At 72.6% G+C, this 21,465-nt stretch carries 24 protein-coding genes and 1 pseudogene; 17 read left to right on the top strand and 8 right to left on the bottom strand.

The window, feature by feature from the left end; translation table 11 throughout:
• The first annotated feature begins 72 nt into the window (after positions 1–72).
• The 5 genes from AC3ANM_RS10670 to rplI all read left to right on the top strand — a co-directional run bounded on the left by AC3ANM_RS10670 (position 73) and on the right by rplI (position 3,420).
• Positions 73–1,497, top strand: a complete 1,425-nt coding sequence (locus AC3ANM_RS10670) for a glycosyltransferase 87 family protein (protein WP_488284395.1) — start codon at positions 73–75, stop codon at positions 1,495–1,497.
• A 182-nt stretch (positions 1,498–1,679) separates the two neighbouring features.
• Positions 1,680–1,967 (top strand): 30S ribosomal protein S6, encoded by a 288-nt coding sequence (gene rpsF / locus AC3ANM_RS10665; protein ID WP_488284394.1) that lies wholly within the window; start codon positions 1,680–1,682, stop codon positions 1,965–1,967.
• A gap of 16 nt (positions 1,968–1,983) precedes the next feature.
• Positions 1,984–2,529 carry a single-stranded DNA-binding protein gene (locus AC3ANM_RS10660; RefSeq protein WP_488284393.1) on the top strand — a complete coding sequence of 182 codons (546 nt, stop codon included), beginning with the start codon at positions 1,984–1,986 and terminating at the stop codon, positions 2,527–2,529.
• Positions 2,530–2,701: 172 nt separating this feature from the next.
• Positions 2,702–2,938 (top strand): 30S ribosomal protein S18, encoded by a 237-nt coding sequence (gene rpsR / locus AC3ANM_RS10655; protein ID WP_013494395.1) that lies wholly within the window; start codon positions 2,702–2,704, stop codon positions 2,936–2,938.
• 35 nt (positions 2,939–2,973) lie between these two features.
• Positions 2,974–3,420 carry a 50S ribosomal protein L9 gene (gene rplI / locus AC3ANM_RS10650; protein ID WP_488284392.1) on the top strand — a complete coding sequence of 149 codons (447 nt, stop codon included), beginning with the start codon at positions 2,974–2,976 and terminating at the stop codon, positions 3,418–3,420.
• Positions 3,421–3,597: 177 nt separating this feature from the next.
• Here rplI and AC3ANM_RS10645 read toward each other — a convergent pair whose 3' ends face one another.
• Positions 3,598–6,630 carry a sensor domain-containing protein gene (locus AC3ANM_RS10645; protein WP_488284391.1) on the bottom strand — a complete coding sequence of 1,011 codons (3,033 nt, stop codon included), beginning with the start codon at positions 6,628–6,630 and terminating at the stop codon, positions 3,598–3,600.
• A 202-nt stretch (positions 6,631–6,832) separates the two neighbouring features.
• Between AC3ANM_RS10645 and AC3ANM_RS10640 the strand changes: the two genes are divergently transcribed.
• Positions 6,833–8,335, top strand: coding sequence for a CoA-acylating methylmalonate-semialdehyde dehydrogenase (locus AC3ANM_RS10640; protein WP_488284390.1), 1,503 nt, complete (start codon positions 6,833–6,835; stop codon positions 8,333–8,335).
• A 29-nt stretch (positions 8,336–8,364) separates the two neighbouring features.
• Here the strand turns inward: AC3ANM_RS10640 and AC3ANM_RS10635 are convergent, their stop codons facing one another.
• Entirely contained in the window at positions 8,365–9,726 is a 1,362-nt protein-coding gene (locus AC3ANM_RS10635) for an MATE family efflux transporter (protein ID WP_488284389.1), read from the bottom strand.
• 100 nt (positions 9,727–9,826) lie between these two features.
• Between AC3ANM_RS10635 and AC3ANM_RS10630 the strand changes: the two genes are divergently transcribed.
• Positions 9,827–10,258, top strand: coding sequence for a hypothetical protein (locus tag AC3ANM_RS10630; RefSeq protein WP_488284388.1), 432 nt, complete (start codon positions 9,827–9,829; stop codon positions 10,256–10,258).
• Between the two features lie 21 nt (positions 10,259–10,279).
• Here AC3ANM_RS10630 and AC3ANM_RS10625 read toward each other — a convergent pair.
• Positions 10,280–10,896: pseudogene (locus AC3ANM_RS10625) on the bottom strand (DNA alkylation repair protein).
• A gap of 445 nt (positions 10,897–11,341) precedes the next feature.
• Between AC3ANM_RS10625 and dnaB the strand changes: the two are divergent.
• Together dnaB and AC3ANM_RS10615 are read left to right on the top strand one after the other, a co-directional pair.
• Entirely contained in the window at positions 11,342–12,724 is a 1,383-nt protein-coding gene (gene dnaB / locus AC3ANM_RS10620; protein WP_488284387.1) for a replicative DNA helicase, read from the top strand.
• A 109-nt stretch (positions 12,725–12,833) separates the two neighbouring features.
• The gene (locus AC3ANM_RS10615) at positions 12,834–13,244 is read left to right on the top strand and encodes a hypothetical protein (protein WP_488284386.1); all 411 of its coding nucleotides are present in this window, start codon (positions 12,834–12,836) and stop codon (positions 13,242–13,244) included.
• A 130-nt stretch (positions 13,245–13,374) separates the two neighbouring features.
• On the opposite strand, the gene AC3ANM_RS10610 is transcribed toward AC3ANM_RS10615, so the two are convergent.
• The gene (locus AC3ANM_RS10610) at positions 13,375–13,614 is read right to left on the bottom strand and encodes a hypothetical protein (RefSeq protein ID WP_488284385.1); all 240 of its coding nucleotides are present in this window, start codon (positions 13,612–13,614) and stop codon (positions 13,375–13,377) included.
• Positions 13,615–14,209: 595 nt separating this feature from the next.
• Between AC3ANM_RS10610 and AC3ANM_RS10605 the strand changes: the two genes are divergently transcribed.
• The 5 genes from AC3ANM_RS10605 to AC3ANM_RS10585 all read left to right on the top strand — a co-directional run bounded on the left by AC3ANM_RS10605 (position 14,210) and on the right by AC3ANM_RS10585 (position 16,797).
• Complete coding sequence (locus AC3ANM_RS10605) at positions 14,210–14,425, top strand: hypothetical protein (protein ID WP_488284384.1); 216 nt, start codon at positions 14,210–14,212, stop codon at positions 14,423–14,425.
• Between the two features lie 124 nt (positions 14,426–14,549).
• Positions 14,550–14,885, top strand: a complete 336-nt coding sequence (locus AC3ANM_RS10600; protein WP_488284383.1) for a hypothetical protein — start codon at positions 14,550–14,552, stop codon at positions 14,883–14,885.
• 149 nt (positions 14,886–15,034) lie between these two features.
• Complete coding sequence (locus AC3ANM_RS10595) at positions 15,035–15,430, top strand: VOC family protein (RefSeq protein WP_488284382.1); 396 nt, start codon at positions 15,035–15,037, stop codon at positions 15,428–15,430.
• Positions 15,431–15,547: 117 nt separating this feature from the next.
• A complete protein-coding gene (locus AC3ANM_RS10590; RefSeq protein ID WP_488284381.1) occupies positions 15,548–16,189 on the top strand; it encodes a LysE family translocator in 642 nt (213 codons plus the stop codon).
• A 95-nt stretch (positions 16,190–16,284) separates the two neighbouring features.
• Positions 16,285–16,797, top strand: a complete 513-nt coding sequence (locus AC3ANM_RS10585) for a PNPOx family protein (RefSeq protein WP_488284380.1) — start codon at positions 16,285–16,287, stop codon at positions 16,795–16,797.
• A 7-nt stretch (positions 16,798–16,804) separates the two neighbouring features.
• Here the strand turns inward: AC3ANM_RS10585 and AC3ANM_RS10580 are convergent, their stop codons facing one another.
• On the bottom strand, positions 16,805–17,293 hold the full coding sequence (locus AC3ANM_RS10580) for a cupin domain-containing protein (RefSeq protein WP_488284379.1): 489 nt from the start codon (positions 17,291–17,293) through the stop codon (positions 16,805–16,807).
• Positions 17,294–17,330: 37 nt separating this feature from the next.
• Positions 17,331–18,041, bottom strand: coding sequence for a DUF429 domain-containing protein (locus AC3ANM_RS10575; protein WP_488284378.1), 711 nt, complete (start codon positions 18,039–18,041; stop codon positions 17,331–17,333).
• A 149-nt stretch (positions 18,042–18,190) separates the two neighbouring features.
• Here AC3ANM_RS10575 and AC3ANM_RS10570 point away from each other — a divergent pair, with 149 nt between their 5' ends.
• Positions 18,191–19,186, top strand: coding sequence for an SPFH domain-containing protein (locus tag AC3ANM_RS10570; protein WP_488284377.1), 996 nt, complete (start codon positions 18,191–18,193; stop codon positions 19,184–19,186).
• Between the two features lie 122 nt (positions 19,187–19,308).
• The gene (locus AC3ANM_RS10565) at positions 19,309–19,443 is read left to right on the top strand and encodes a hypothetical protein (protein ID WP_488284376.1); all 135 of its coding nucleotides are present in this window, start codon (positions 19,309–19,311) and stop codon (positions 19,441–19,443) included.
• Here the strand turns inward: AC3ANM_RS10565 and mmuM are convergent.
• Positions 19,418–20,338, bottom strand: a complete 921-nt coding sequence (gene mmuM / locus AC3ANM_RS10560) for a homocysteine S-methyltransferase (protein ID WP_488284375.1) — start codon at positions 20,336–20,338, stop codon at positions 19,418–19,420. The genes AC3ANM_RS10565 and mmuM overlap by 26 nt on opposite strands.
• Positions 20,339–20,437: 99 nt before the next feature.
• Between mmuM and AC3ANM_RS10555 the strand changes: the two genes are divergently transcribed.
• Entirely contained in the window at positions 20,438–20,701 is a 264-nt protein-coding gene (locus AC3ANM_RS10555; protein WP_488284374.1) for a hypothetical protein, read from the top strand.
• Positions 20,702–20,721: 20 nt separating this feature from the next.
• On the opposite strand, the gene AC3ANM_RS10550 is transcribed toward AC3ANM_RS10555, so the two are convergent.
• Complete coding sequence (locus AC3ANM_RS10550) at positions 20,722–21,336, bottom strand: hypothetical protein (RefSeq protein ID WP_488284373.1); 615 nt, start codon at positions 21,334–21,336, stop codon at positions 20,722–20,724.
• Between the last annotated feature and the right edge of the window lie 129 nt (positions 21,337–21,465).

The raw sequence follows: 21,465 nt of genomic DNA, 5'->3' as shown, positions 1-21,465 counted from the left end.
GGCCGGTGGTGACCCGCCGGCCCGCCGGGCGTCGGCGGCACGGGCCCAGCCCCAGCCCGTAGTCTGCGCGGCATGCGCCCCAGCCCCGCCCCCGACCGCCCCGTGGCGCCCTCCCGGGAGGACCCCGTCGTCGCGGCCGCCAGCGAGGTCGCCGGCGGGCCCGTCGGGCGGTATGCAGCGGTCGGTCGCCGTGCGCGCGACGGCTGGCAGGCCGCAGCCGCGGCCCTGGCCGGGCTCGGCGCGGTCACGGTCGCCCTCGCGGTGGCGGCGCGCGCGCACTGCGTGAGCAGCGGGTGGCAGACCCCGGACCAGTTCTGGCACGCCTGCTACTCCGACCTGCCCCTGGTGTTCCAGAGCACCGGGCTGGCCACGGGGCAGGTGCCCTACCTGCCGCACGGCACCGCGCTGGACCAGCCGGTCGGCACCGGCATGGCCATGTGGCTGATGGCGCTGCTCGTCCCGGCGGGGCCGGTGAGCACCCGGCAGGCGTGGTACTTCGGGCTCTGGGCGGTGCTCGTCGTGCTCCTGCTCATCCTGGTCGTGGTGGTCACGGCGGCCTCGGTGCCCCGGCACCCGTGGAAGGCCGCCCACGTCGCGCTCTCCCCGGTGGTCGTCACGGCGGCGCTGGTCTCGGCCGACCTGCTCGGCGTGGCCCTGACGTCGGTGGGCCTGTGGGCCTGGGGCCGGCGCCGGCTGCCGCTGGCGGGAGTGACGCTCGGCCTGGCGGTGGCCACCCGCACCTACCCGCTCGTGGTCATCGCCGCGATCGGCCTGGTCGCCGTCCGGGGCGGCCGGGTGCGGCAGTGGGCGCTCACCGCCGCCGTGGCGCTGGGCACGTGGGTGCTGGTCTCCCTGCCCTTCCTGCTGCTCGGCGCCGGTGGCCTGCTCTCGACCTACCGGCGGTGGTGGGAGGCCGGCGCCGGCTACGGCTCGCTCTGGCTGGTCCCGCAGCTGTTCGACCACGACCTGCCCGTGGGTGCGGTCACCGCCCTGGCCGTCCTCGGTTGGCTGGCTGCACTCGCCGCCGGTGCGGTGACGGCGCTGGCCACGGCACGGCGACCGGGCGTCGCGGAGGTGGCGCTCGTGATGCTCGCGGTCGTGCTCGTGACGGGCAAGTCGGTGCCCGTCCAGGCGGCCCTGTGGGTGCTGCCGCTCATCGCCCTGGTCGGCGTGCGCTGGAGAGACCACCTCCTGTGGGCCGGCGCGGAGGTCACCTACTCCGTCGCGGTGTGGCTCTACCTCGCCGGGCTCAGCACGAAGGACCGGGGGCTGCCGCCCGGGCCGTATGCCGCGCTGCTGCTGGTGCGCCTGGCGGCGCTGGGGTGGCTGGTCCTGCAGGTCGTGCGGGTCGCCCGCGCGCGGGCGGCCGTGGAGCAGGACGTCCAGGAGGACGTCGAGGAGGAGGTCGACCCCGCCCTGTGGGCGGAGGCCGAGGTCGACGAGCTGGCCGGGCCCCTGGCCGGCGCCCCGGACCGGGTGCTGGTCCGCTTCGGCTGAGCGCCGCGCGGGGTGTGACGCGGATTTCACCCCCCACGCGCCGGACGGGTACCCTCGTCAGGTTCGCCACGGCATACCCACTGTCAGAGTCCTCTGGCAGCGTGTGTCGCGGTGGGACGCTGCAACCCTCCTGTCACGGAAAGACCGTGACCGCTCTAGACCAAAGGAGGTGGGTTCACAGCATGCGTCAGTACGAGCTCATGATCATCCTCGACCCCGAGCTCGAGGAGCGTACGATCCAGCCGAGCCTCGACAAGTTCCTCACCGTCGTCACCAAGGACGGCGGCACCGTGGACAACGTCGACATCTGGGGACGTCGCCGGATGGCCTACGACATCAAGAAGAAGTCCGAGGGCATCTACGCGGTCGTCAACCTGACTGCCGAGCCGGCTACCGCCAAGGAGCTGGACCGCCAGCTCAACCTCAACGAGTCCATCCTTCGGACCAAGCTCCTGCGCCCCGGCGCCTGAGACACAGGGGATCACCATGGCTGGCGACACCGTCATCACCATCATCGGCAACCTCACCAACGACCCGGAGCTGCGGTTCACCCCGTCCGGGGCGGCGGTGGCCAACTTCACCGTTGCCTCGACGCCTCGCGCGTTCGACCGTCAGAGCAACGAGTGGAAGGACGGCGAGACGCTGTTCATGCGCTGCTCGGTGTGGCGTGACGCGGCGGAGAACGTCGCCGAGTCGCTCCAGCGCGGCACCCGCGTGATCGTGTCCGGCCGCCTGAAGTCTCGTTCCTACGAGACCAAGGAGGGCGAGAAGCGCACGGTCGTCGAGATGGAGGTCGACGAGGTCGGCCCCTCGCTGCGCTACGCGACGGCCAAGGTCAACCGCACCCAGCGTGGTGGCGGTGGCGGCGGCTTCGGCGGCAACCAGGGCGGCGGCAACGCCGGCTTCGGTGGCGGCCAGAGCCAGCCCAGTGATGACCCGTGGGCCACCGGCCCCTCGGCCGGCGCCTCCCAGGGCGCCCCGCAGGGCGGCGGCTGGGGTTCCGGCCCGTCCTACGACGAGCCGCCTTTCTAGACAAAAGGTCACTGGGAACACCCCCTGGAGGGTGAGCCCGGAGACCCAGGTGAGACGGCTTCCCTGTGCATGCGAAGCCGGCCGAACCGCCAGGTGCGATGAGAGTCGCAACTGATCCACAAAGCTATCCCGGAGTGACCCTCCGGGCTCTCACAGAATGGAGAGCACCACGATGGCCAAGCCCGTTGTGCGCAAGCCCAAGAAGAAGGCCAACCCGCTGAAGGCGGCGAAGGTCGAGAACATCGACTACAAGGACACTGCGCTCCTGCGCAAGTTCATCTCCGACCGCGGCAAGATCCGCGCTCGTCGGGTGACCGGCGTGTCCGTCCAGGAGCAGCGACTCATCGCCACGGCCGTGAAGAACGCCCGTGAGATGGCCCTGCTGCCCTACTCCAGCTCGGCTCGCTGAGCTAGCTCACTGAGTCGTCGCGAAGGAGATACGACATGAAGCTCATCCTCACCCAGGAGGTCTCGGGCCTCGGGACCGCCGGTGACGTCGTCGAGGTCAAGGACGGCTACGCCCGCAACTTCCTGTTCCCCCGCGGCCTGGCCACGGCCTGGACCAAGGGCGGCCAGAAGCAGGTCGACTCGATCCGCAAGGCTCGGGAGACCCGTGAGGTCAAGTCCCTCGACGAGGCCAAGTCGATCAAGGGCCAGCTCGAGGCCAAGGCCGTCAAGGTCACGGCCAAGTCCGGCCAGTCCGGTCGCCTCTTCGGCGCCGTGACCCCGGCCGAGGTCGCCGCGGCCGTCAAGGACGCCGGTGGCCCCGAGCTCGACCGCCGCAAGATCGAGATCGCCACGCCGATCAAGTCCACCGGGTCGCACCAGGCGCTCGTCCGCCTGCACCCGGAGGTCCAGGCGACGGTGGCGCTCACGGTCGTCGCCGGCTGACGCAGCTGCACCGCTGCCCCGGCAGGGCAGCACCCGAAGGGGCCTGGTTCCACGTGGAACCAGGCCCCTTCTGCCTGCGTCGGCCGCGACCCGTGGGGTGAGCAGGTCCCTGGGGGCAGGCAGGTCCCTGAGTGGGGACGCTGCCGGCGGGTCAGGCCGGCGGGTCAGGCCGGCGGGTCAGGCCGGCGGGGGGACGGACACGCCGCGGACCACCAGGTCGCGCAGGGCGGCCAGCGGCACCGGGCGGGAGAACAGGTAGCCCTGGGCGAACCGGCCGCCGAGTCCGCGGACGGCCTGCAGCTGCTCGGGGGTCTCCACGCCCTCCACGACGCACGCCAGCCCCAGCTCCCGGGCCAGGGTGTTGACGGTGCGCACGATGACGAGGTCCCGCTCGGACTCCGGCAGGCCGCGGACGAAGCCCCGGTCGACCTTGACGAAGTTGACCGGGAAGTGCCGCAGGTAGGTCAGCGAGGAGTAGCCGGTGCCGAAGTCGTCGATGCCGATGCCGACGCGGTGCTCGCGCAGGGTGTTGAGCTGGGTGAGCGTGGCGTCGTTGAAGTCCAGCAGGGCCGACTCGGTCAGCTCCAGGGACAGGCCGTCGGGGTCCAGGCCGGTCTCGGCCAGCACGGCCAGGACGCTGGCCGCCAGGTCGGGCTGGGCCGCCTGACGGGCCGAGAGGTTGACGGTCACCGACATCGCCCACCCGGTGTCCCGGCGCAGCTGGGCCACCTCGGTGCAGGCCTGCCGCAGCACCCATGCGCCCAGCTGCATGATCAGCCCGGTTTCCTCCGCCACGTCCACCAGCTCCGAGGTGCGGATCAGGGTGCCGTCCTCGTCGATGAGCTTGACCAGCGCCTCCGCGCTGACGACCTCGCCCAGGTCGAGGTCGACGATCGGCTGGAAGTGCACCCTCAGGCCCTGCCCGGCCAGGCCCCGGCGCAGCGCCGCCGCCGTCCGGGTGCGGGACTGGCTGGTCGCGTGGAGGGAGTCGTCGTAGACGTCGGCACGGTCCTTGCCCCGCCGCTTGGCGAGGTACATCGCGGCGTCGGCCCGGCGGATGAGCTCCTCGGCGTCGAGGACCCGGCCGCCCCCGTGGGGTGAGCTGAGCGCGATACCGACGCTGGCGGTGACCTCCAGCGTGACCGGACCCCAGTGGATCGGCCCGGCGAGGGCCTGCTCCACCTCGGCGGCGACCTGCATCGCCTCCTGGCGCGTGGCGATGCCGCAGCTGACGACGACGAACTCGTCGCCCCCGAAGCGGGCGACGAGGTCGCCGGCCCGCACTGAGGAGGACAGCCGGTGCGCCACCTCCTGGAGCACGGCGTCGCCGGCGGAGTGGCCGTGCGTGTCGTTGACCAGCTTGAACCCGTCGAGGTCGACGAACAGCACCGCCAGCGCCTCGGAGGACTCGGCCAGCGCGCCGAGGCCGCGCGCCAGCGTGGCCCGGTTGGCCAACCCGGTGAGGGCGTCGTGGCGGGCCTGGCGGTGCAGGTCGGCCTCCGCCTTGCGCCGGTCGGTGATGTCCTCGACCTGCGCCAGCGTGTAGGGCTGGCCGTCGGGGAACGTCACCCGGGTCACCGAGAGCAGTCCCCAGACCACCCGCCCGCTGGAGTGCAGGTAGCGCTTCTCCACCCGGTAGACCTGACCGGTCGTGTGGTCCAGCGTGGCGCTGATCCGGGCGTTGCCGGCGACGTCGTCGGGGTGGGTGAACACGTCGGAGGAGCGGCCCACGACCTGCTCCTCGGGCAGGCCGAGCATCCGGGAGAACGCCGGGTTGACCGAGACGAAGTGGCCGTGGCTGTCCGAGAGCGCCATGGCCACCGGTGAGCTGAGAAACATCGTGCGGAACCGCGCCTCGTGGGCGGCGCGCTCCTCCAGCGCCAGCTGCCGCTCGAGCACCCGGGACAGCTCGTGGGCGACGAGGCGCAGCGTGCCCTGCCGGTCCCCGGCACCACCCACGCCCGACCCGTCGAGGAACTCGCACAGGGCGGCCACCGTGTCGTGCAGGACGATCGGGACGGCGTGCACGGCGCGGACGCCCGCCGCGGCCAGGGCCGCCTCCCACGGCTCCGCGGCAGCCGGGTCGACCTCGCTGACGCCGGTGCCGTCCAGGTCGGTCACCCGACCCGCGGTCCCGACCACGCCGAACGGGGTCGGGCCCAGCGGGCCGGCCATGGCCATGGCCGTGGTGAGCCGCTCCCGCAGCGGGCCGTCAGCGACGTGGTGCACCGGCGCGGAGGGGAAGGAGCGTCCGCCGTCGAGGGCGCGTGGCCGCACGACGGCGCCGGCGAAGCCGAAGTGCTCGCAGGCGGCCTGCAGCACCGCCCCGGTGGCCTCGTCGAGGGTGAGCGCGTCGTTGGCGGCCGTGGCCACGGTGTGCAGCAACCGCAGCCGGGCGGCGGCCTCGACCGACTCCTGGTGGGCGCGGGCCAGCAGCTCCCGGGAGCGGGTCTCGTCGGTGACGTCCCGGACCTCCATCTGCACTGCGGTCTCGCCCTCCCAGGGGACGGCGGTGGCAGTGATCTCGACGATGATCCGCCCGCCGTCCAGGCGCACGGCCTCGCGGCGCCCGGCGATCTCGCTCCGGCCGGCGAGGATGCTGGCGATCATCGACGCCGCCTCCTGCCGGTCCGCCTCGGGGATGAGCTCGAGCACGGGCCGCCCGATCAGGTCGGCCTCGTCCCGGGCGCCCAGCAGGCGCACCGCGGCAGCGTTGGCGTAGCGGAAGTGCCCCCGCACGTGCACCACGATGGCGAACGGCGAGTGCTCGACCAGGGCGCGGTAGCGCTCCTCGCTCTCGGCCAGCGAGGCGCGCACCCGTGCCAGCTCGGTCACCTCGGTAGCGATGATCCCGACCGCATAGACCTCGCCCCCGCCGTCCAGGAGGGGGAACTTGTGGGTCACGAAGGCGTGCTCGGCGCCGTCGGGGTCGGTGAACCGTTGATGGCTGGTCTGCACCTCGCGGGTCTCCACCACGCGCAGGTCCTCGACGCGGTAGTCCTCGGCGACATCGGCCGGGAACACCTCGTGCGGGGTGCGCCCGAGGACCTCCCCGGACGGCTGGCCCACCAGCTCCTCGAAGGCCCGGTTCACCAGCAGGAAACGGCCGTCCCGGGCGTCGCGGACGCTGATCACTGTGTCCGTGTGGCGCAGCAGGCCGTCCAGGTATGCCGTGACGTCACCGAGGCGGGTCGGCACGGGGACGTTCACGGCCGGACCTCCCTGCCACGCGCCTGGGCGCTCCCTGCCCGCGGATGCCCGCCGGGGCCTCAAGGCTAGCCAGCAGGCTGGTCCGGATGGTCGCGTTTTGCCCAAAGATGGGAGGTCCGCTGGCAGGTGAGGCCCTTCCGCGGACCGGGGGCACCCGGCATACGCTGGCCGGACCCTGACCGTGAGCGTGAAGGAACCTGCCGTGAGCCCTGCTGCCCCCCGCATCACCCACCTCGTCGGCGGCGCCCCCTGGGCGGGGGTCGCCGAGCGCACCAGCCCCGTCCACAACCCCGCGACCGGCGAGGTCACCGGACTGCTGGACCTGGCCTCCGCCGCCACGGTCGACGAGGTCGTCAAGGTCGCCCACGACGCCGGCCGGGAGTGGGGCCAGACGTCGCTGACCCGGCGCGCCCAGGTGCTCTTCGCCTTCCGCGAGCTGCTCAACGCGCGCAAGGAGGACATCGCCGCGCTGATCACCGCCGAGCACGGCAAGGTCCTCTCCGACGCCCTCGGGGAGGTGACCCGCGGCCTGGAGGTCGTCGAGTTCGCCTGCGGCATCCCGCACCTGCTCAAGGGCGGCTTCAGCGAGAACGTGTCGACCAACGTCGACGTCTACTCGATCCGCCAGCCGCTCGGGGTGGTCGCGGTGATCTCGCCGTTCAACTTCCCGGCCATGGTGCCGCTGTGGTTCGTCCCGATCGCCGTCGCCTGCGGCAACGCCGTGGTCATCAAGCCCTCGGAGAAGGACCCCTCGGCGGTCAACGCCGTCGCCGCGCTGTGGAAGGAGGCCGGGCTGCCCGACGGGGTGGTCAACGTCGTCCACGGCGACAAGGAGGCGGTCGACCGGCTGCTGGAGCACCAGGACGTCAAGGCGGTGTCCTTCGTCGGGTCCACGCCCATCGCGAAGTACGTCTACGAGACCGGCACCGCGCACGGCAAGCGGGTGCAGGCCCTGGGCGGGGCGAAGAACCACATGGTGGTGCTGCCCGACGCCGACCTGGACCTGGCCGCCGACGCCGCAGTCAACGCCGGCTTCGGCTCGGCCGGGGAACGCTGCATGGCGATCTCGGCGCTGGTCGTGGTCGAGCCGGTCGCCGACGTGCTGGTAGGCAAGATCCAGGAGCGGATGGCGACCCTGCGCACCGGTGACGGGACGCGGGGCTGCGACATGGGCCCGCTGGTCACCGGCGCCCACCGCGACAAGGTGGTCGGCTACGTCGAGGCCGGGGTCGAGGCCGGGGCCACGCTGGCCGTGGACGGCCGCGGCGGGGACGTCGACGGGCCCGAGGAGGGCTTCTGGCTGCGCCCGACGCTGTTCGACCACGTGACCCCGGACATGTCGATCTACACCGACGAGATCTTCGGCCCGGTGCTCTCGGTGGTGCGGGTGCCCAGCTACGAGGCGGCGCTGGAGCTGGTCAACACCAACCCGTACGGCAACGGCACGGCGATCTTCACCAACGACGGCGGGGCCGCCCGCCGCTACCAGCACGAGGTCGAGGTCGGCATGGTCGGCATCAACGTGCCGATCCCGGTGCCGATGGCCTACTTCTCCTTCGGGGGGTGGAAGTCCTCGCTGTTCGGCGACACCCACGCCCACGGCACCGAGGGCGTGCACTTCTTCACCCGCGGCAAGGTGGTCACCTCGCGCTGGCTCGACCCCAGCCACGGCGGCCTCAACCTGGGCTTCCCCACCCACGACTGACCGGGACCCTCCCGCTGACCCGGCCCGGGTCAGCGGGAGGCGCCGGTGACCAGCCAGGCGTCACTGCGGGAGCGCCAGCCCAGCGCCACCCCGCGCAGCACCATGAATCCGATGAACACCCACCACAGCACCGTCAGGGCGTGATCCTGCGCCGCCGCCGGGTCCGGGCCGGCGAGCAGCGCGGGGGTCGCCTGCCGGAGTGCCAGGACCGCGGGGCAGTAGAGCGCCAGCAGCACGACCTGGGCGACGGCGAGCCAGCGCCCGTCCCCGGCCCCGATCAGCACCCCGTCGAGGACGAACACCCAGCCCGAGACCGGCTGGGACAGCGCGACCACGACCAGCGCCGCGGCCAGGGCCGACTGCACCGCCGGGTCGCCGGTGAACAGGCCGGGCAGCACGTCGTGGACCGCCAGCAGGAGCGCGCCGAGCACCACGCCGGCACCGGTGCCCCAGCGCAGCATGGTGGTCGTGGCCGTGCGGGCTGCCGCGACGTCCTCGGCACCCAGGGCCTTGCCGGTGAGCGCCTGCGCGGCGATGGCGAGGGCGTCGAGCGCGAAGGTCAGGAAGCTCCACACGGTCGCCGAGACCTGGTAGGCCGCCAGCGGCACGTCGCCCAGCCCGGCGGCCACCCAGGTCGTCAGCAGCAGCACGGCGCGCAGGGCCAGGGTCCGAACCAGCAGCGGCACGCCCTGCCCGGCGGTCCGCAGCACCCGAAGCGGGTGCGGCCGCAGTGGCGCCCCCAGCCCGCGCGCCCGGTGGGTGACGACGAGGACCAGGCCGGCCGCCATACCGGTCTGGGCGATGACGGTGCCCAGGGCGGACCCGGCGATCCCCCGGTGCAGGCCCAGGACCAGGAGCAGGTTGAGCGCGAGGTTGGCCGAGAAGCCCACCACCGAGGCGACCAGCGGGGTCCGGGTGTCCTGCAGGCCGCGCAGGACGCCGGTCACCGCGAGCACGAGGAGCATGCCCGGTATGCCGAGGGCGGACACCCGCAGGTAGGTCACCGCCTGCGCGTGCGCGGCGCTGGAGGCGCCGAAGACCCCCGCGATCGGGTCCGCCGCGGCGAAGACGAGGGCGGCCGTGGCGACGCCGAGGACCAGCGCCAGCCACATCCCGTCGATGCCGGCGGCGACGGCCTCGCGCTCCGAGCCGGCGCCGACCTGGCGGGCCACGGTGCTCGTGGTGCCGTAGGCGAGGAAGACGAAGACGTTGGCGGCCGTGACCAGCGCGGCGCTGGCGACGCCCAGGCCGGCCAGCGGGGCGGTGCCCAGGTGGCCCACGATCGCCGAGTCGGCCAGCAGGAACAGCGGCTCGGCGACCAGCGCCAGGAACGCCGGCACCGCCAGCCGCAGGATCTCCCGCTGCTGGGCGCGGCCGGTCACGCTCGTCACGCCCGGCAGCCTAGGTGGAGCCCTGGTCCGGGGTCTTTCAGGGGGAAGCTCAGGGTGGTCCCCGAGGTGCGGCGCCGCCTTCGTCCGCGAGGGTGAGGCCATGACGTCCAGACGACTCGGCGTGCTGCTGTCCGTGTGGAGCTTCGGCTTCGCCTGCGTCCACATGGCCTGGGCCCTGGGGTGGCGCGCGGGGGTGCCGGCGGGCGCGGCCGCGATCTCGGACCGACCGGTGTTCCTGGCCTATGACCTCATCGCGGGCGCGCTCATGTACGCCGCGGCGGGGGTCGCGCTCCGCCTCGCGACCGGGCGGGTGTCGGTGGTGCTGGTGCGCGCCACGGTCGTGGGGTCGGTCATCGCCGTCGTCCGTGGGGTCCCGGCCCTGGCCTGGGACCTGGCCAGCGGACACCTCGGCGGGGTCGCAACCGCCGCGGACGTCTGGTTCACCCTCGCCGGTGTCGGCGGGCTGGCGCTCGTGCGCTCGCTGCGGGACCGGGTCCGGTCGAGGGAGCGGGCGGCCGAGCTCGCCCGCTGAGGGTCCCGACGCCCCGGGTGCTCAGAGGTTCTTGAGCGCCTCGCGTCGGGACAGCGGTGCCATCCGGTCGCCCCAGGCGGCCACGACCTGGCGCACCCACTCCCCGGCCTCGGGGCCGAGGTGGGCGTGCTGGGCCAGCGCCCAGCCGATCGCCTTGCGGATGAAGAACTCCGGGTCGGCCAGGTTGGGCTCGATGACGTCGAGCAGCAGCTGGCGGTCGAGGGCGTCCTTGCTGGACAGTGGCTGAGGATCGCGGTGCGGCGCACCCACAGGTCGGGGTCGCGGGCCCACGCCCGCATCCGGTCGGCCTCGCTGTCGGGATGGGCCCGCAGGATGTCCCCGACCCGGTGCGAGGCGATCTCGTCGACGTAGTCCCACCACGCGCCGGTCACGACGAGGTGCCGGAACAGCGGCACGCTGGCGACCTCCCGCGCCCACGCGCGGTAGGTGCGGTGCCCGCTGAGGGCCAGCGCGGCATACCGCTCCTCCCGGTATGCCGCGTCGTCCCAGAGGGCGCGCACGGTCGCCTCCCACTCCTGCCGGCTGGTGAGGCGGTGGGCGGGGTCGGCGAGGAGCGGGCGGAGGGTGGCACGCAGGACCGGTGCGGTCAGGCCGCGGAAGGGCATCGCGGACTTCATGTAGGCCTGCTGACCGGCGGCCCGGTCCGGGTCGGCGGCCTGCGCGAGCGCCGCGCGGACCGCGCCGACGAGCTCGGAGCGGGGCGCCGCCGGCGGCGTCGTCCGGGTGTCGGCCATGAGGCGCACAGTAGTGCCGAACTTTTTTCTGTCCACAGGCGGTGGACGGGCGTTTGTGCACCCCAGCAGGCGCGTCGCGGCGCGGTTCACGCGACAATTCACAGGGTTGTCCACACAGTGTGCACATCCGTCCACGGCGTGGCCCACACGTTGTCCCCAGCCTGTCCACAGGGCCGTGTTGAGGTGCCGGTGCCCGCGGAACTAGCGTGAACCGCGCGGGAGGAAAGCCGCGTGTCGGCGGCCGGTCAGGGGCGGTGTCAGACCACAGTGGTTACCTCTGGTCACAGGCTGCATCGCAGCGTCGTTCATGGTCTTCGAAGGGGCTCAGGTGTCGATCGCGGAGCTGGATGTCAGTGCCTACGGGGGGTCCTCCCCGGACGGCCCCGACATCGACCGGCTGCCCCCGCAGGACGTCCATGCGGAGCAGAGCGTCATCGGCGGCATGCTGCTGTCCAAGGACGCCATCGCCGACTGCGTCGAGACGGTCAAGGGCGTCGACTTCTACCGACCCGCCCACGAGCTGATCTACGACGCGATCCTCGACCTCTACGGCCGGGGTGAGCCGGCCGACGCGATCACCGTCGCCGACGAGCTGAGCAAGCGCGGCGACCTGCAGCGGGTTGGTGGGCAGGCGTTCCTGCACACCCTGATCCAGTCGGTGCCGACGGCGGCCAACGCCGGCTACTACGCCCAGATCGTCGCCGAGCGGGCCGTGCTCCGGCGGTTGGTCGAGGCCGGCACCCGCATCGTGCAGCTCGGCTACGCCCAGGGCGGCGGTGACGTCGAGGACATCGTCAACGCGGCGCAGGCTGAGGTCTACGCCGTGGCCGACAAGCGCGGCGGCGAGGACTACCACGTCCTTGGCGACATCCTCGAAGCCGCGGTCGACGAGATCGAGCACGCCTCGGGCAGCACCGGCGAGATGACCGGGGTGCCGACCGGCTTCACCGACTTCGACGCCCTGACCAACGGCCTGCACCCGGGCCAGATGATCGTCGTCGCGGCCCGACCTGCGGTCGGCAAGTCCACGTGGGCGCTGGACATCGCCCGGTCCGCGGCGATCAAGCACAAGCAGGCGACCGTCGTCTTCAGCCTGGAGATGAGCCGCACCGAGATCACCATGCGCCTGCTCTCGGCCGAGGCCGGCATCCAGCTGCAGCACATGCGCAAGGGCACCATGCGCGACGAGGACTGGACCCGCCTGGCTCGCACCATGGGCGACGTCTCCGACGCCCCGTTGTTCATCGACGACAGCCCCAACATGTCGCTGATGGAGATCCGGGCCAAGTGCCGCCGCCTCAAGCAGCGCAACAACCTGCGCCTGGTGATCATCGACTACCTGCAGCTGATGAGCTCGGGCAAGCGCGTCGAGTCCCGCCAGCAGGAGGTCTCGGAGTTCTCCCGTGCGCTCAAGCTCCTGGCCAAGGAGCTCGAGGTGCCGGTCATCGCGCTCTCCCAGCTCAACCGTGGCCCCGAGCAGCGCACCGACAAGAAGCCGCAGATGAGCGACCTGCGCGAGTCGGGCTCGATCGAGCAGGACGCCGACATGGTGATCCTGCTGCACCGCGAGTCCCTCTACGAGCGGGAGTCGCCGCGCGAGGGCGAGGCCGACCTGATCGTGGCCAAGCACCGTAACGGCCCCACCGACACCATCGTGGTGGCGTTCCAGGGCCACTACTCGCGCTTCACCAACATGGCGTCCAGCTTCTAGTCGGGGTTGGGGAACGACGTCCCATGGTGGGTGGGCGGTCAGCGCCGTGAACTCCTGCCCGCCCCGGCCGCTGCCGACGGCGGCGCAGGCCTCCGCTCGAGCCCGCCGCGTGGGGCTGCGTGTGGTCGGCTCGTTCTTCCTGGGGGCGGGCCTGCTGAGCCTGGTGGCCATCGCTGCGGGCCAGGTTGGTGCCACTCATGAGAGGGCCACGGTGGTGAAGGTTCGGCCCGCCGAGCCCGGTCAGACCGACGTTCAGCTGCTCGTGCGCACGGGGGACGGCAAAACCCGGATCGCCACCGCGGGTAGTGAGGATCCCAAGGACTACCGGGTCGGGCAGTCGGTGACGCTCTCCGTTCACCGCGGCCAGCGCACCGATGAGGACGACGTGACCTCCTCGCTGACCGGGTCCGGAGTCATGGTCGGCGGGGGTCTGCTGGCCTGGGTGATCTCGCTGGCCTTCCCGGACCCCCTCAAGCGCACTCGTCACGAAGTCGGATCCACCGCGGACGCGGACACATGACTCGGTCGACCCAGCGCCTGACTCCCCGGCCTGAGACCGCACGGGGGCGGCGATGAGCCCAGTGATGCGGCTTCGCCGAACACGCACACTGCTCACCCGATGGGCATGACCGCTCGGACGGCAGCGGCCGTTACGGGCACGGGCACCGTTGCTCCTGCGGCAACAACGCCGGCGTATCCGACCGATCGATCTCCGGGGTGGCGTTCGCTCCGACCGGGTTGGCCGCCGGCGCCTCAAGCGTGATGCCGGCCGGCACTGGCGTCGCGGACGTGAAGGGGCCGAGCCCGATCCCGACGGTGGCCAGGCTCGAGAGCAGGGCCACGGTCAACGCGGCCGCGATTAGCAGCGACGCCCCCACGGCTGCGGCCATCTGGCGCTGCGTCCACCCCACGACAGACCCCCACGCGCTATCGGGCCACGGGAGTTCCGGGCCCGGCGCCAGTATGTCCCGCAGCGTCGCGGCGAGCATCCCGTGAACCCCCGGGGCGGCACACCCCTGACCTGACGGTGGCGTCACAGGAAGCCTCCAACGCGGGAGGCCGTGCGGACGACGCAGGTGACTGCGGCGTTCTCCGTGCATTCACCGGTGGCGCGGGCCCCCGGGCCGGTTGCCGCGGATGGTGGTTCCGGCCCTGCGTGGCCCATGATCAGGAGGGGCACGGGAACGAGGGGGGCACGTGAGCGAACAGTCAGCGATAGGTGTCGTGACGCCGGTGGCTGAGCCAAGTCGTCGACGCCGCTGGTTCGCCGTCGCCGCGGCCGCTGCGCTGACGGTCCTGGCAGGCACCACTTGGGCGTTGACGGCTCCGACTGCCCACGTGGCCGTGCCCGGCCGGAACGCCAGTCCCGAACAGGTCGTCCGCGCCTACCTCGATGCGTCGAACGCGCACGACGTCGGGACGATGAATGGCCTAACCGCAGGTTCCGGCATGGTCCCCGAGAGCCGGTTCCGGCCCACTTGGCTGGTGAGCCGGGTCAGGACCTACCCGCCGCGACCGGACGGTGGGCCCGGCTCGGCCTGGACCGGCTGGCACCAGGTCGTCAACGTCAGCGTCGACATGCTCGTGCTCAAGGGCCACGACCTGAACTTCCCCGACCACACCCCGGCCACCTGGGGCTACATCCTCGCGCGGCAGAGCGACCGGGACCCGTGGCGGATCATCGACCAGGGCGTGGGGTGAGGCAGCGCGCTGCCCGGTCGTCCTCCACGCGGCGTGCCCGGAACCGTGCATTCACCGGTGGCGCGGGCCCCGGCCGGTCGCCACTCTGGCCCCGAAGGACCTGACCCCAGAGGAGGCCGAGGCCATGGTGTACGTCTCCGGGTTCTGGCCGGTGCTGTTGGCGGGCCTGGTCGGCTCGTTCGCCCACGAGGGGATCCGGGTGCTCTCGGCCTACGTCGACGGCTTCCGCCCGGGCGCGGTCGAGCTGATCTGGTCCGTGGCGCTGCTTGCCGCGGGGGCCTTCGGGGTGCTGGTCTACGGCACCGGCAGGGTGGCCTTCGTCGAGGTCGCACAGCTCGGGGTGAGCATCCCGGCGATCGTCTCGCTGGGCTTCCGCGCCGCGACGCCGCAGAGCCTGCGCGCCGAGCCGGAGGGCGCCGGCTACCCGCGGTGGGCGAACTACCTCGCCTGGCGGTTCTGACCACCGCACGCCGTGACGGCGGCTGGACCCGGCCGGCACCGCCTCCCGTCGACGGGCCTGTCGACGGGCAGGTGACCCGAACATGGGGCACGATCGGCACCGTCATCAGGGGATCCGGCCGGGCACGCTGCCCGGGAGAGGTGGGGGACATGGCTTCGTGGCCGAGTGGGATCGGGGCGATCACGCTGTTCGTGGAAGACCTCGAGGAGGCGAAGCGGTTCTACGGCGAGGTCTTCGGCCTGCCGGTGATGTTCGAGGACGACAACTCGGCCGTGTTCAGCTTCGGCAACACGATCATCAACCTGCTGCGGACCAGCGCGGCCGACGAGCTCATCGAGCCCGCCGTCGTGGCCCCGCGCGAGTCCGGGTCCCGGGCCCAGTTCAGCATCGAGGTCGATGACGTCGACGGGATGTGCGAGGAGCTGGCGGCCAAGGGTGTGAAACTGCTCAACGGCCCGATGGACCGGCCCTGGGGCCTGCGCACAGCCAGCTTCGTCGACCCCGGTGGCCACATCTGGGAGATCGGCCACTCACTTCGGGCCTGATGGCCGAGGGGGGAGGCGCACGATGGCTCCTTGCCCTGCTGGCGGACGGGTGAGGGCCGGGACAGCGCGCAGCGAACCCTGTTGCCGCACGGCCGCCCCGGCGCTGACACTCGGGACATGCCGAGCGCGTCCCACCTCCTGGCCTTCGCGGCGATGGCTGCGGTCATCGTCGCGGTGCCGGGCCCCAGCCTGCTGTTCACCATCGGCCGTGCGCTGACGGTCGGCCGCCGCCCCGCCCTCTTCACCGTCCTCGGGAACGGGCTCGGGCTCCTGGTGCAGGTGGCGTTCGTGGCCGCCGGCCTGGGCGCGGTGCTCGCGGCGTCGGCCACGGCATACCTGGTGGTCAAGCTGCTCGGCGCGGCCTACCTGCTCTGGCTCGGGGTGAGTGCACTGCGCCACCGGCGCGACCTGTCCGACGCCCTGGGCGAGGGGCGCGCCGAACCGGTCACGGCGGCGTGGCCCAGCCTGCGCACCGGGCTGCTGGTCGGGGTCACCAACGCCAAGACGATGGTCTTCCTGTCCTCGCTGCTACCGCAGTTCGTCGACCCCGGGGCGCCGGCCGCTGCACAGATGCTCCTGCTCGGCGCGCTCTTCGCGACCATGGCGGTCGTCGGTGACAGCACGTGGGCGCTGGCTGCCGGCCGCGCCCGCGCGTGGTTCGGGAGGCGCCCACGCCGGCTCGAGGCGGTCGGCGGTGCCGGCGGCGTCATGATGATCGGGCTCGGTGTCACCGTGGCCCTCACGGGCCGGCCCGACTGACTGGCCCCGGAGACAAAGGCCGGACCTTCGTCCGGCGGCCAGGACCACCCTGGACGTCAGGATGCTCCTGTCGGGACATGGGACGGGGGAGCGGCATGGGTGCGCGAGCCAAGCAGGGGCGCAGGCCGTGGTGGCGGGGTCGGATCGTCCGTTGGCTGCTGGTGCCCCTCGCGCTGGTCGTCGGCTTCTTCGTGATGGCGATGCGCAGCGGCTCCACGACGCTGGTCGACGTGCTCCGGCAGGGCAACAAGCGGGTCCTCAACCCGTTCATGCTGCAGCTGGCCGGCCGGCGGCACTGGTACGCCGCCCGGGTCGAGCACGTCGGTCGCCGGTCGGGTCGCCCTTACGCGACCCCAGTCGTCGCGGAGCCGATCGAGGGTGGCTTCGCGATCCCGTTGCCCTATGGCACCGAGGTGGACTGGCTGCGCAACGTCCTGGCGGCCGGCGAGGCGACGGTCGTCCTCGACGGCGTGCGGCACGAGGTCACGCAGCCGGTGGTCGTGCCGACCGAGGCGGTCCTCGCCGACGTGCCTCCGGACTGGGGCACCAGGACCCGGATCTACCGGATCCACGACTGGCTGCGGGTCAGCGAGACCCCCACGGCCTGAGCTGCCCTCAGACCCAGTGGTTGTCGTGCCGGAGGAAGAACTCGGTGCGCTCCTGGTCGGTCATCGCCTCCCGCCGGGCGGCGTCGAACAGCGTCTCGAAGTAGTCCTCGCGCGGCGCGCCCGGCGCGAACAGCAGCAGCATCGACGCGGGCTCGCCCGACTCGTTGCGGAACCCGTGGATGCCGCCGACCGGGACGTAGAGGAAGTCCCCGGCGGTCGCGTCGACCCACTCGTTGCCGTCGAAGAGGCGCACCGTGCCCGAGAGGATGAAGAACGACTCCGACAGGGTCCGGTGGAAGTGCGCGTCCGGGCCACTGACGTGCGGGCCGAAGTCCCAGCGGTAGAGCCCGAACTCGCCGCCGGTCTGCGCGCTCGTCGCCAGGTAGTGCACCCGGTTGCCGCCCGTCTGGCCCAGCTCGGGCTCCTGCCCGGCCGGCCTCATCCAGGCGCTGACCTCTCCGCCCTCACCGTGGTAGCGCTCCGGGGGGTACGACATGCCTGCTCCTCTCGTCGGTCTCCGGGCAGTCTGGCGCTCAAACCCAGATGGCGCACGGGATCTCGTCGCTGAACCGCTCCGGCCGCGAGGGCAGGGAGCGGGCCAGCCCCGCGGCATACCGGGTGGCGGTCCAGGCCGCCGCGGCCGCGTCGAGCACGTCGTCGACCGCGGCAAGCGTCCCGGCCACCCCGAGGTCGTCCGGGACCGGTATGCCGTGCCGTACCAGCAGCTCCCGCCTCACCTGGGCGCCGGCCCAGGTCTTCTTGCCCGCCGCCAGCGGCGAGCCGGCCATGGTGGCGAAGCTGAGCTCGGGGTGGACCTCGAGGACGACCGGGGGCCGGCCGGCGCGGACGAACGCGTCGACCTCGAGGACCTTGGTGCGCAGCGCGAAGGCCTGACGGGACAGGCCCTCCCCGGCCAGCTCGCGGTTGACCGCGACGGCCTCGGCGAAACTCTCTGCGAGCAGGGCCGGCCGCACCGGCGTCATGAACAGGGACTGCCAACGCGGGCCAAGAGCCTTGCGCGCCAACACATCCGCCTGACGGCGCCCGGCGTCCGGCAGCCCGATCGGGATGTCGATGCCGATGGCGGCCAGCTCACTGCCGGCCTTCGCGGAGGCGATCAGGGCCTCGATCGTCACGCCATGGTGCGCCTCGACCCGGCCGCCATCGCCGCTTCGGCCGTCGTCGACCGTGATGCCGACCCAGCCGGTGCGGCACCCGTCGACGCCGAGGACGCGAGCGGTCACCGGGTCTTCCTACCAGCCCCGCCGGGGCTGACGCCGCCCGCGGACGGTGCGGCGCGGCATACCGGGAACCAAACGCCCGCGGGGCACATCAAGGTGAGCACCTACCTCACCGGCCACCGGCCGGCACCAACCTCGGAGCGTTGTCCCAGATGAAGATTCCCTCGATCGCGATCAAGCTCGTCGTGCTCGTCGCGGTGGTCGCCGCCGTCGTCACCGGCGGCATGATGCTCACCTCGTTCGACCGGACGCAGGGCGGTGAGATCGCGGTCGTGCGCAACGGCGGGCCGTTCGACAACAACCGCATCCGCCAGATCATCCAGCCGGCGTCGGCCCGGACCTACACGGGCCTGTTCTCCGTGTCGCACAAGTACCCCTCGCAGCAGCGGTTCTACACGATCACCTCCGACTCCAAGCGCGGCGACCGGGCCGGCGTCGACGTCGAGAACGACCCGACCGCCGACGGCGTCGAGATCGGCATCGAGGGCACGATCTACTTCACCCTCAACACCGACGGCTCGACGCTGAAGGCGTTCGACGACAAGTACGGCACCCGCAAGTACCAGGGGCTCGACGGGCAGTACCGCGCGGCGTGGGACGGCGACGAGGGCTGGAACTCCTTCCTCGACGCCATCGTGCGACCGGTCATCAGCAACGACCTGCGCCAGCAGATCGGTGACTTCCGGTGCGCCGAGCTGCAGGCCTCGTGCGCGCTCGTCCAGAGCGGCGCCCAGCAGGCGGCCAACCCCTCGGCGGCTGCCGCGGTGTTCACCGGTGCCGCCGGTCGGCAGAACAACGTGAACATCCAGAAGATCCAGGAGGCGATCAACACCTCCCTCGAGGACGACCTGACCTCGACCCTGGGCGGCAAGTTCGTCACCAACGTGCGCTTCAACCTGGCCAAGATCACCCTGCCGGTGAAGGTCCAGAACGCCATCGACGACGCCCAGGCCGAGTTCGCCGGGGTGTCCAAGTCGCAGGCCAAGGTCGCCCAGGCCAAGGCGGAGGCGGCGGCCAACGAGCAGCGCCAGAACGGCTACCTCAAGTGCCCGGCCTGCGCGACGATCGACACCCTCAAGGCGATCCCGCCGACGGTGACGACGTTCGCCCCGGGCGCCGGCTTCGCGATCACCCAGCCCGGCAAGTGAGGCCCTGGCCGGTGACCCCGACCGGCTGACCGCAGGCGCCGGTCCGGACCGCTCCCGAGCGGGCCCGGACCGGCGTACTGTCGAGGGGACGGGACCGCGCAGGTCCCACGACGGAGCCGACGATGTCCGACAAGTCCCCGCGTCACACGATGACGAAGAAGACCGGCAAGTCCATCAAGGAAAAGCGCGCCGAGAAGAAGGCCAAGGCCTCCACCGAGGCGAGCCACGAGTTCATCGCGGGGGCCCGGAAGCGCTGAGCAGCCCCGCCACCGCGGCGATGTCGGCGGGCCCGACGCGGCAGCACCCGCCGACCGCCGACGCGCCCGCGGCCAGCCAGCCGGCCACCTGCCCGGCGGTGAAGGCGGACGCACCGGTCCACGCACGCGCCCGGGCGTCCCAGCCCTCCCCGCTGTTGGGGTAGGCCAGCACCGGCTTGCCCGAGGCGGCCGCCGCGACCGGGACCAGGTCGGCCACCTCGCCCGGTGCCGTGCAGTTGACCCCGACGGCGACGACCGCCGCCACGTCCCGGGCCATCGTGAAGGCCTCCGCCGGGTCCTCGCCTCGCCGGGTCCGCCCGCCGGCGCAGGTCACCGACAGCCAGGCCGGTATGCCGTCCAGCCGGCTGAGCTCCTCCAGCAGCGCCTCCACCTCGGCCAGGCACGGGATCGTCTCGACCGCGAGGACGTCGGCGCCGGCCTCGGCCAGCACCTCCAGCCGGGGCCGGTGGAAGGCCCGCAGCCCCTCGACGCCGAGGTCGTAGGCGCCGGTGTACTCCGAGCCGTCGGCGAGGGACGCGCCGTACGGGCCGACGGAGGCGGCGACGAGGAGGTGGCTGCGCGACGGCATACCGGAGCGGGCACGGTCGGCCAGCTCGACGCTGCGGCGCATCAGCGCCGCCGCCTCGGCGCGGTCCAGTCCCGCGCGCGCGAACCCGGCGAAGCTGGCCTGGTAGCTCGCGGTCGTGGCGACCCGGGCGCCGGCGGCGTAGAAGGCGCGGTGCGCAGCCACCACGGCGTCCGGGTCGTCGGCCAGCAGCCGGGCCGACCACAGCGCGTCGGACAGGTCGTGCCCCTGTGCCTCGAGCTCGGTGGCCAGGCCGCCGTCCAGCACCAGGGGGCCGGCGGCCAGTGCTGCGGCGAAGGCGGTCTCCACCCGCCCATCCTCGCCCAGACCGGGACCCTTGGTGGTTGCGGGTCGGCGGCGCCCCGCGTCAGGCTCGAAGGCACGAGACCACGACGGAGGTGTCCTGACATGGCGGTGTGCGAGGTCTGCGGGAACGACTACTACATGTCCTTCGAGGTGCGCACGGTCAGCGGCCAGGTGCACATCTTCGACTCGATCGAGTGCGCGGCGCACCGGCTCGCCCCGGTGTGCGAGCACTGCCGCTGCCGGATCCTCGGCCACGGCGTCGAGGTCGAGGGCCAGCTGTTCTGCTGCGCGCACTGCGCCCGGGACAGCGGGGCGCCCGAGGGCACGGCGATCCGCGACAGCGTCGGGGCGCACCCGGTCAGCTGAGCCGCAGGGTCCGGGCGGCCTCAGAGGTCGAGGGCGTAGACCTCGCCCTCGCGGTGGAATCCGATGCTCTCGAAGTAGGGCTCGACCATCCCCGGCGGCGTCAGCACGCGGCGGAAGCCGTGGTCGCGGAACAGGCCGCTGCGCCGGTAGACGAACTCGCCCGGGGCGAAGTCGCGGAAGCGCGGGGTGACGTAGTCGAGGTCGACCTGCGCCACGCCGCCGCCGGCGTCCCGGGCCAGCACCACGCCGACCGTCTCGTCGCCGAGCAGCACGAGGAAGGCTGCGCGTCCCGGCAGCTCGGGGTCGTAGACCATGTCCGGGTTGAACCGGCGGATGTCGCCCTCGTGGATCCGCAGGAAGTGCCGCAGGTACTCATCGCGCGGCGCCACCTCGAGCACCGTGTAGGCCGCCGAGTCGTGCCGGTTGGCGAGCATCCGGCGCAGGTAGACGACGTTGATGACGGCCAGGGTGACGTTGAGGCCGACCATCGGCCAGACGCCGACGATGGCGTTGTAGGTGATGAGGATCAGGCAGCCCAGGAGGTTGAGCGCCCTCAGCCGCAGGATCCGGGTCTGCAGCAGCGACCAGACGAGGACCGCCGACCCGACCCAGCCCAGGATCTCGAGCCACGCCATGTCCCGGAGGGTATCGCGCAGCCTCCGCCCGCAGGTCGGCCCCGGTCCCAGCGGGGTTCAGCCGGCCCTGCGCACGTTGGCGCCGCCGGGAGGCCGGTTTCCGGGGCCGTCAGCGACAACACCGTGCGC

Source organism: Oryzihumus sp. JJN4-3R (assembly GCF_057747915.1).
Note: the sequence above shows the minus strand (reverse complement) of the source record. Positions and strands in the feature narration are given on the sequence as shown.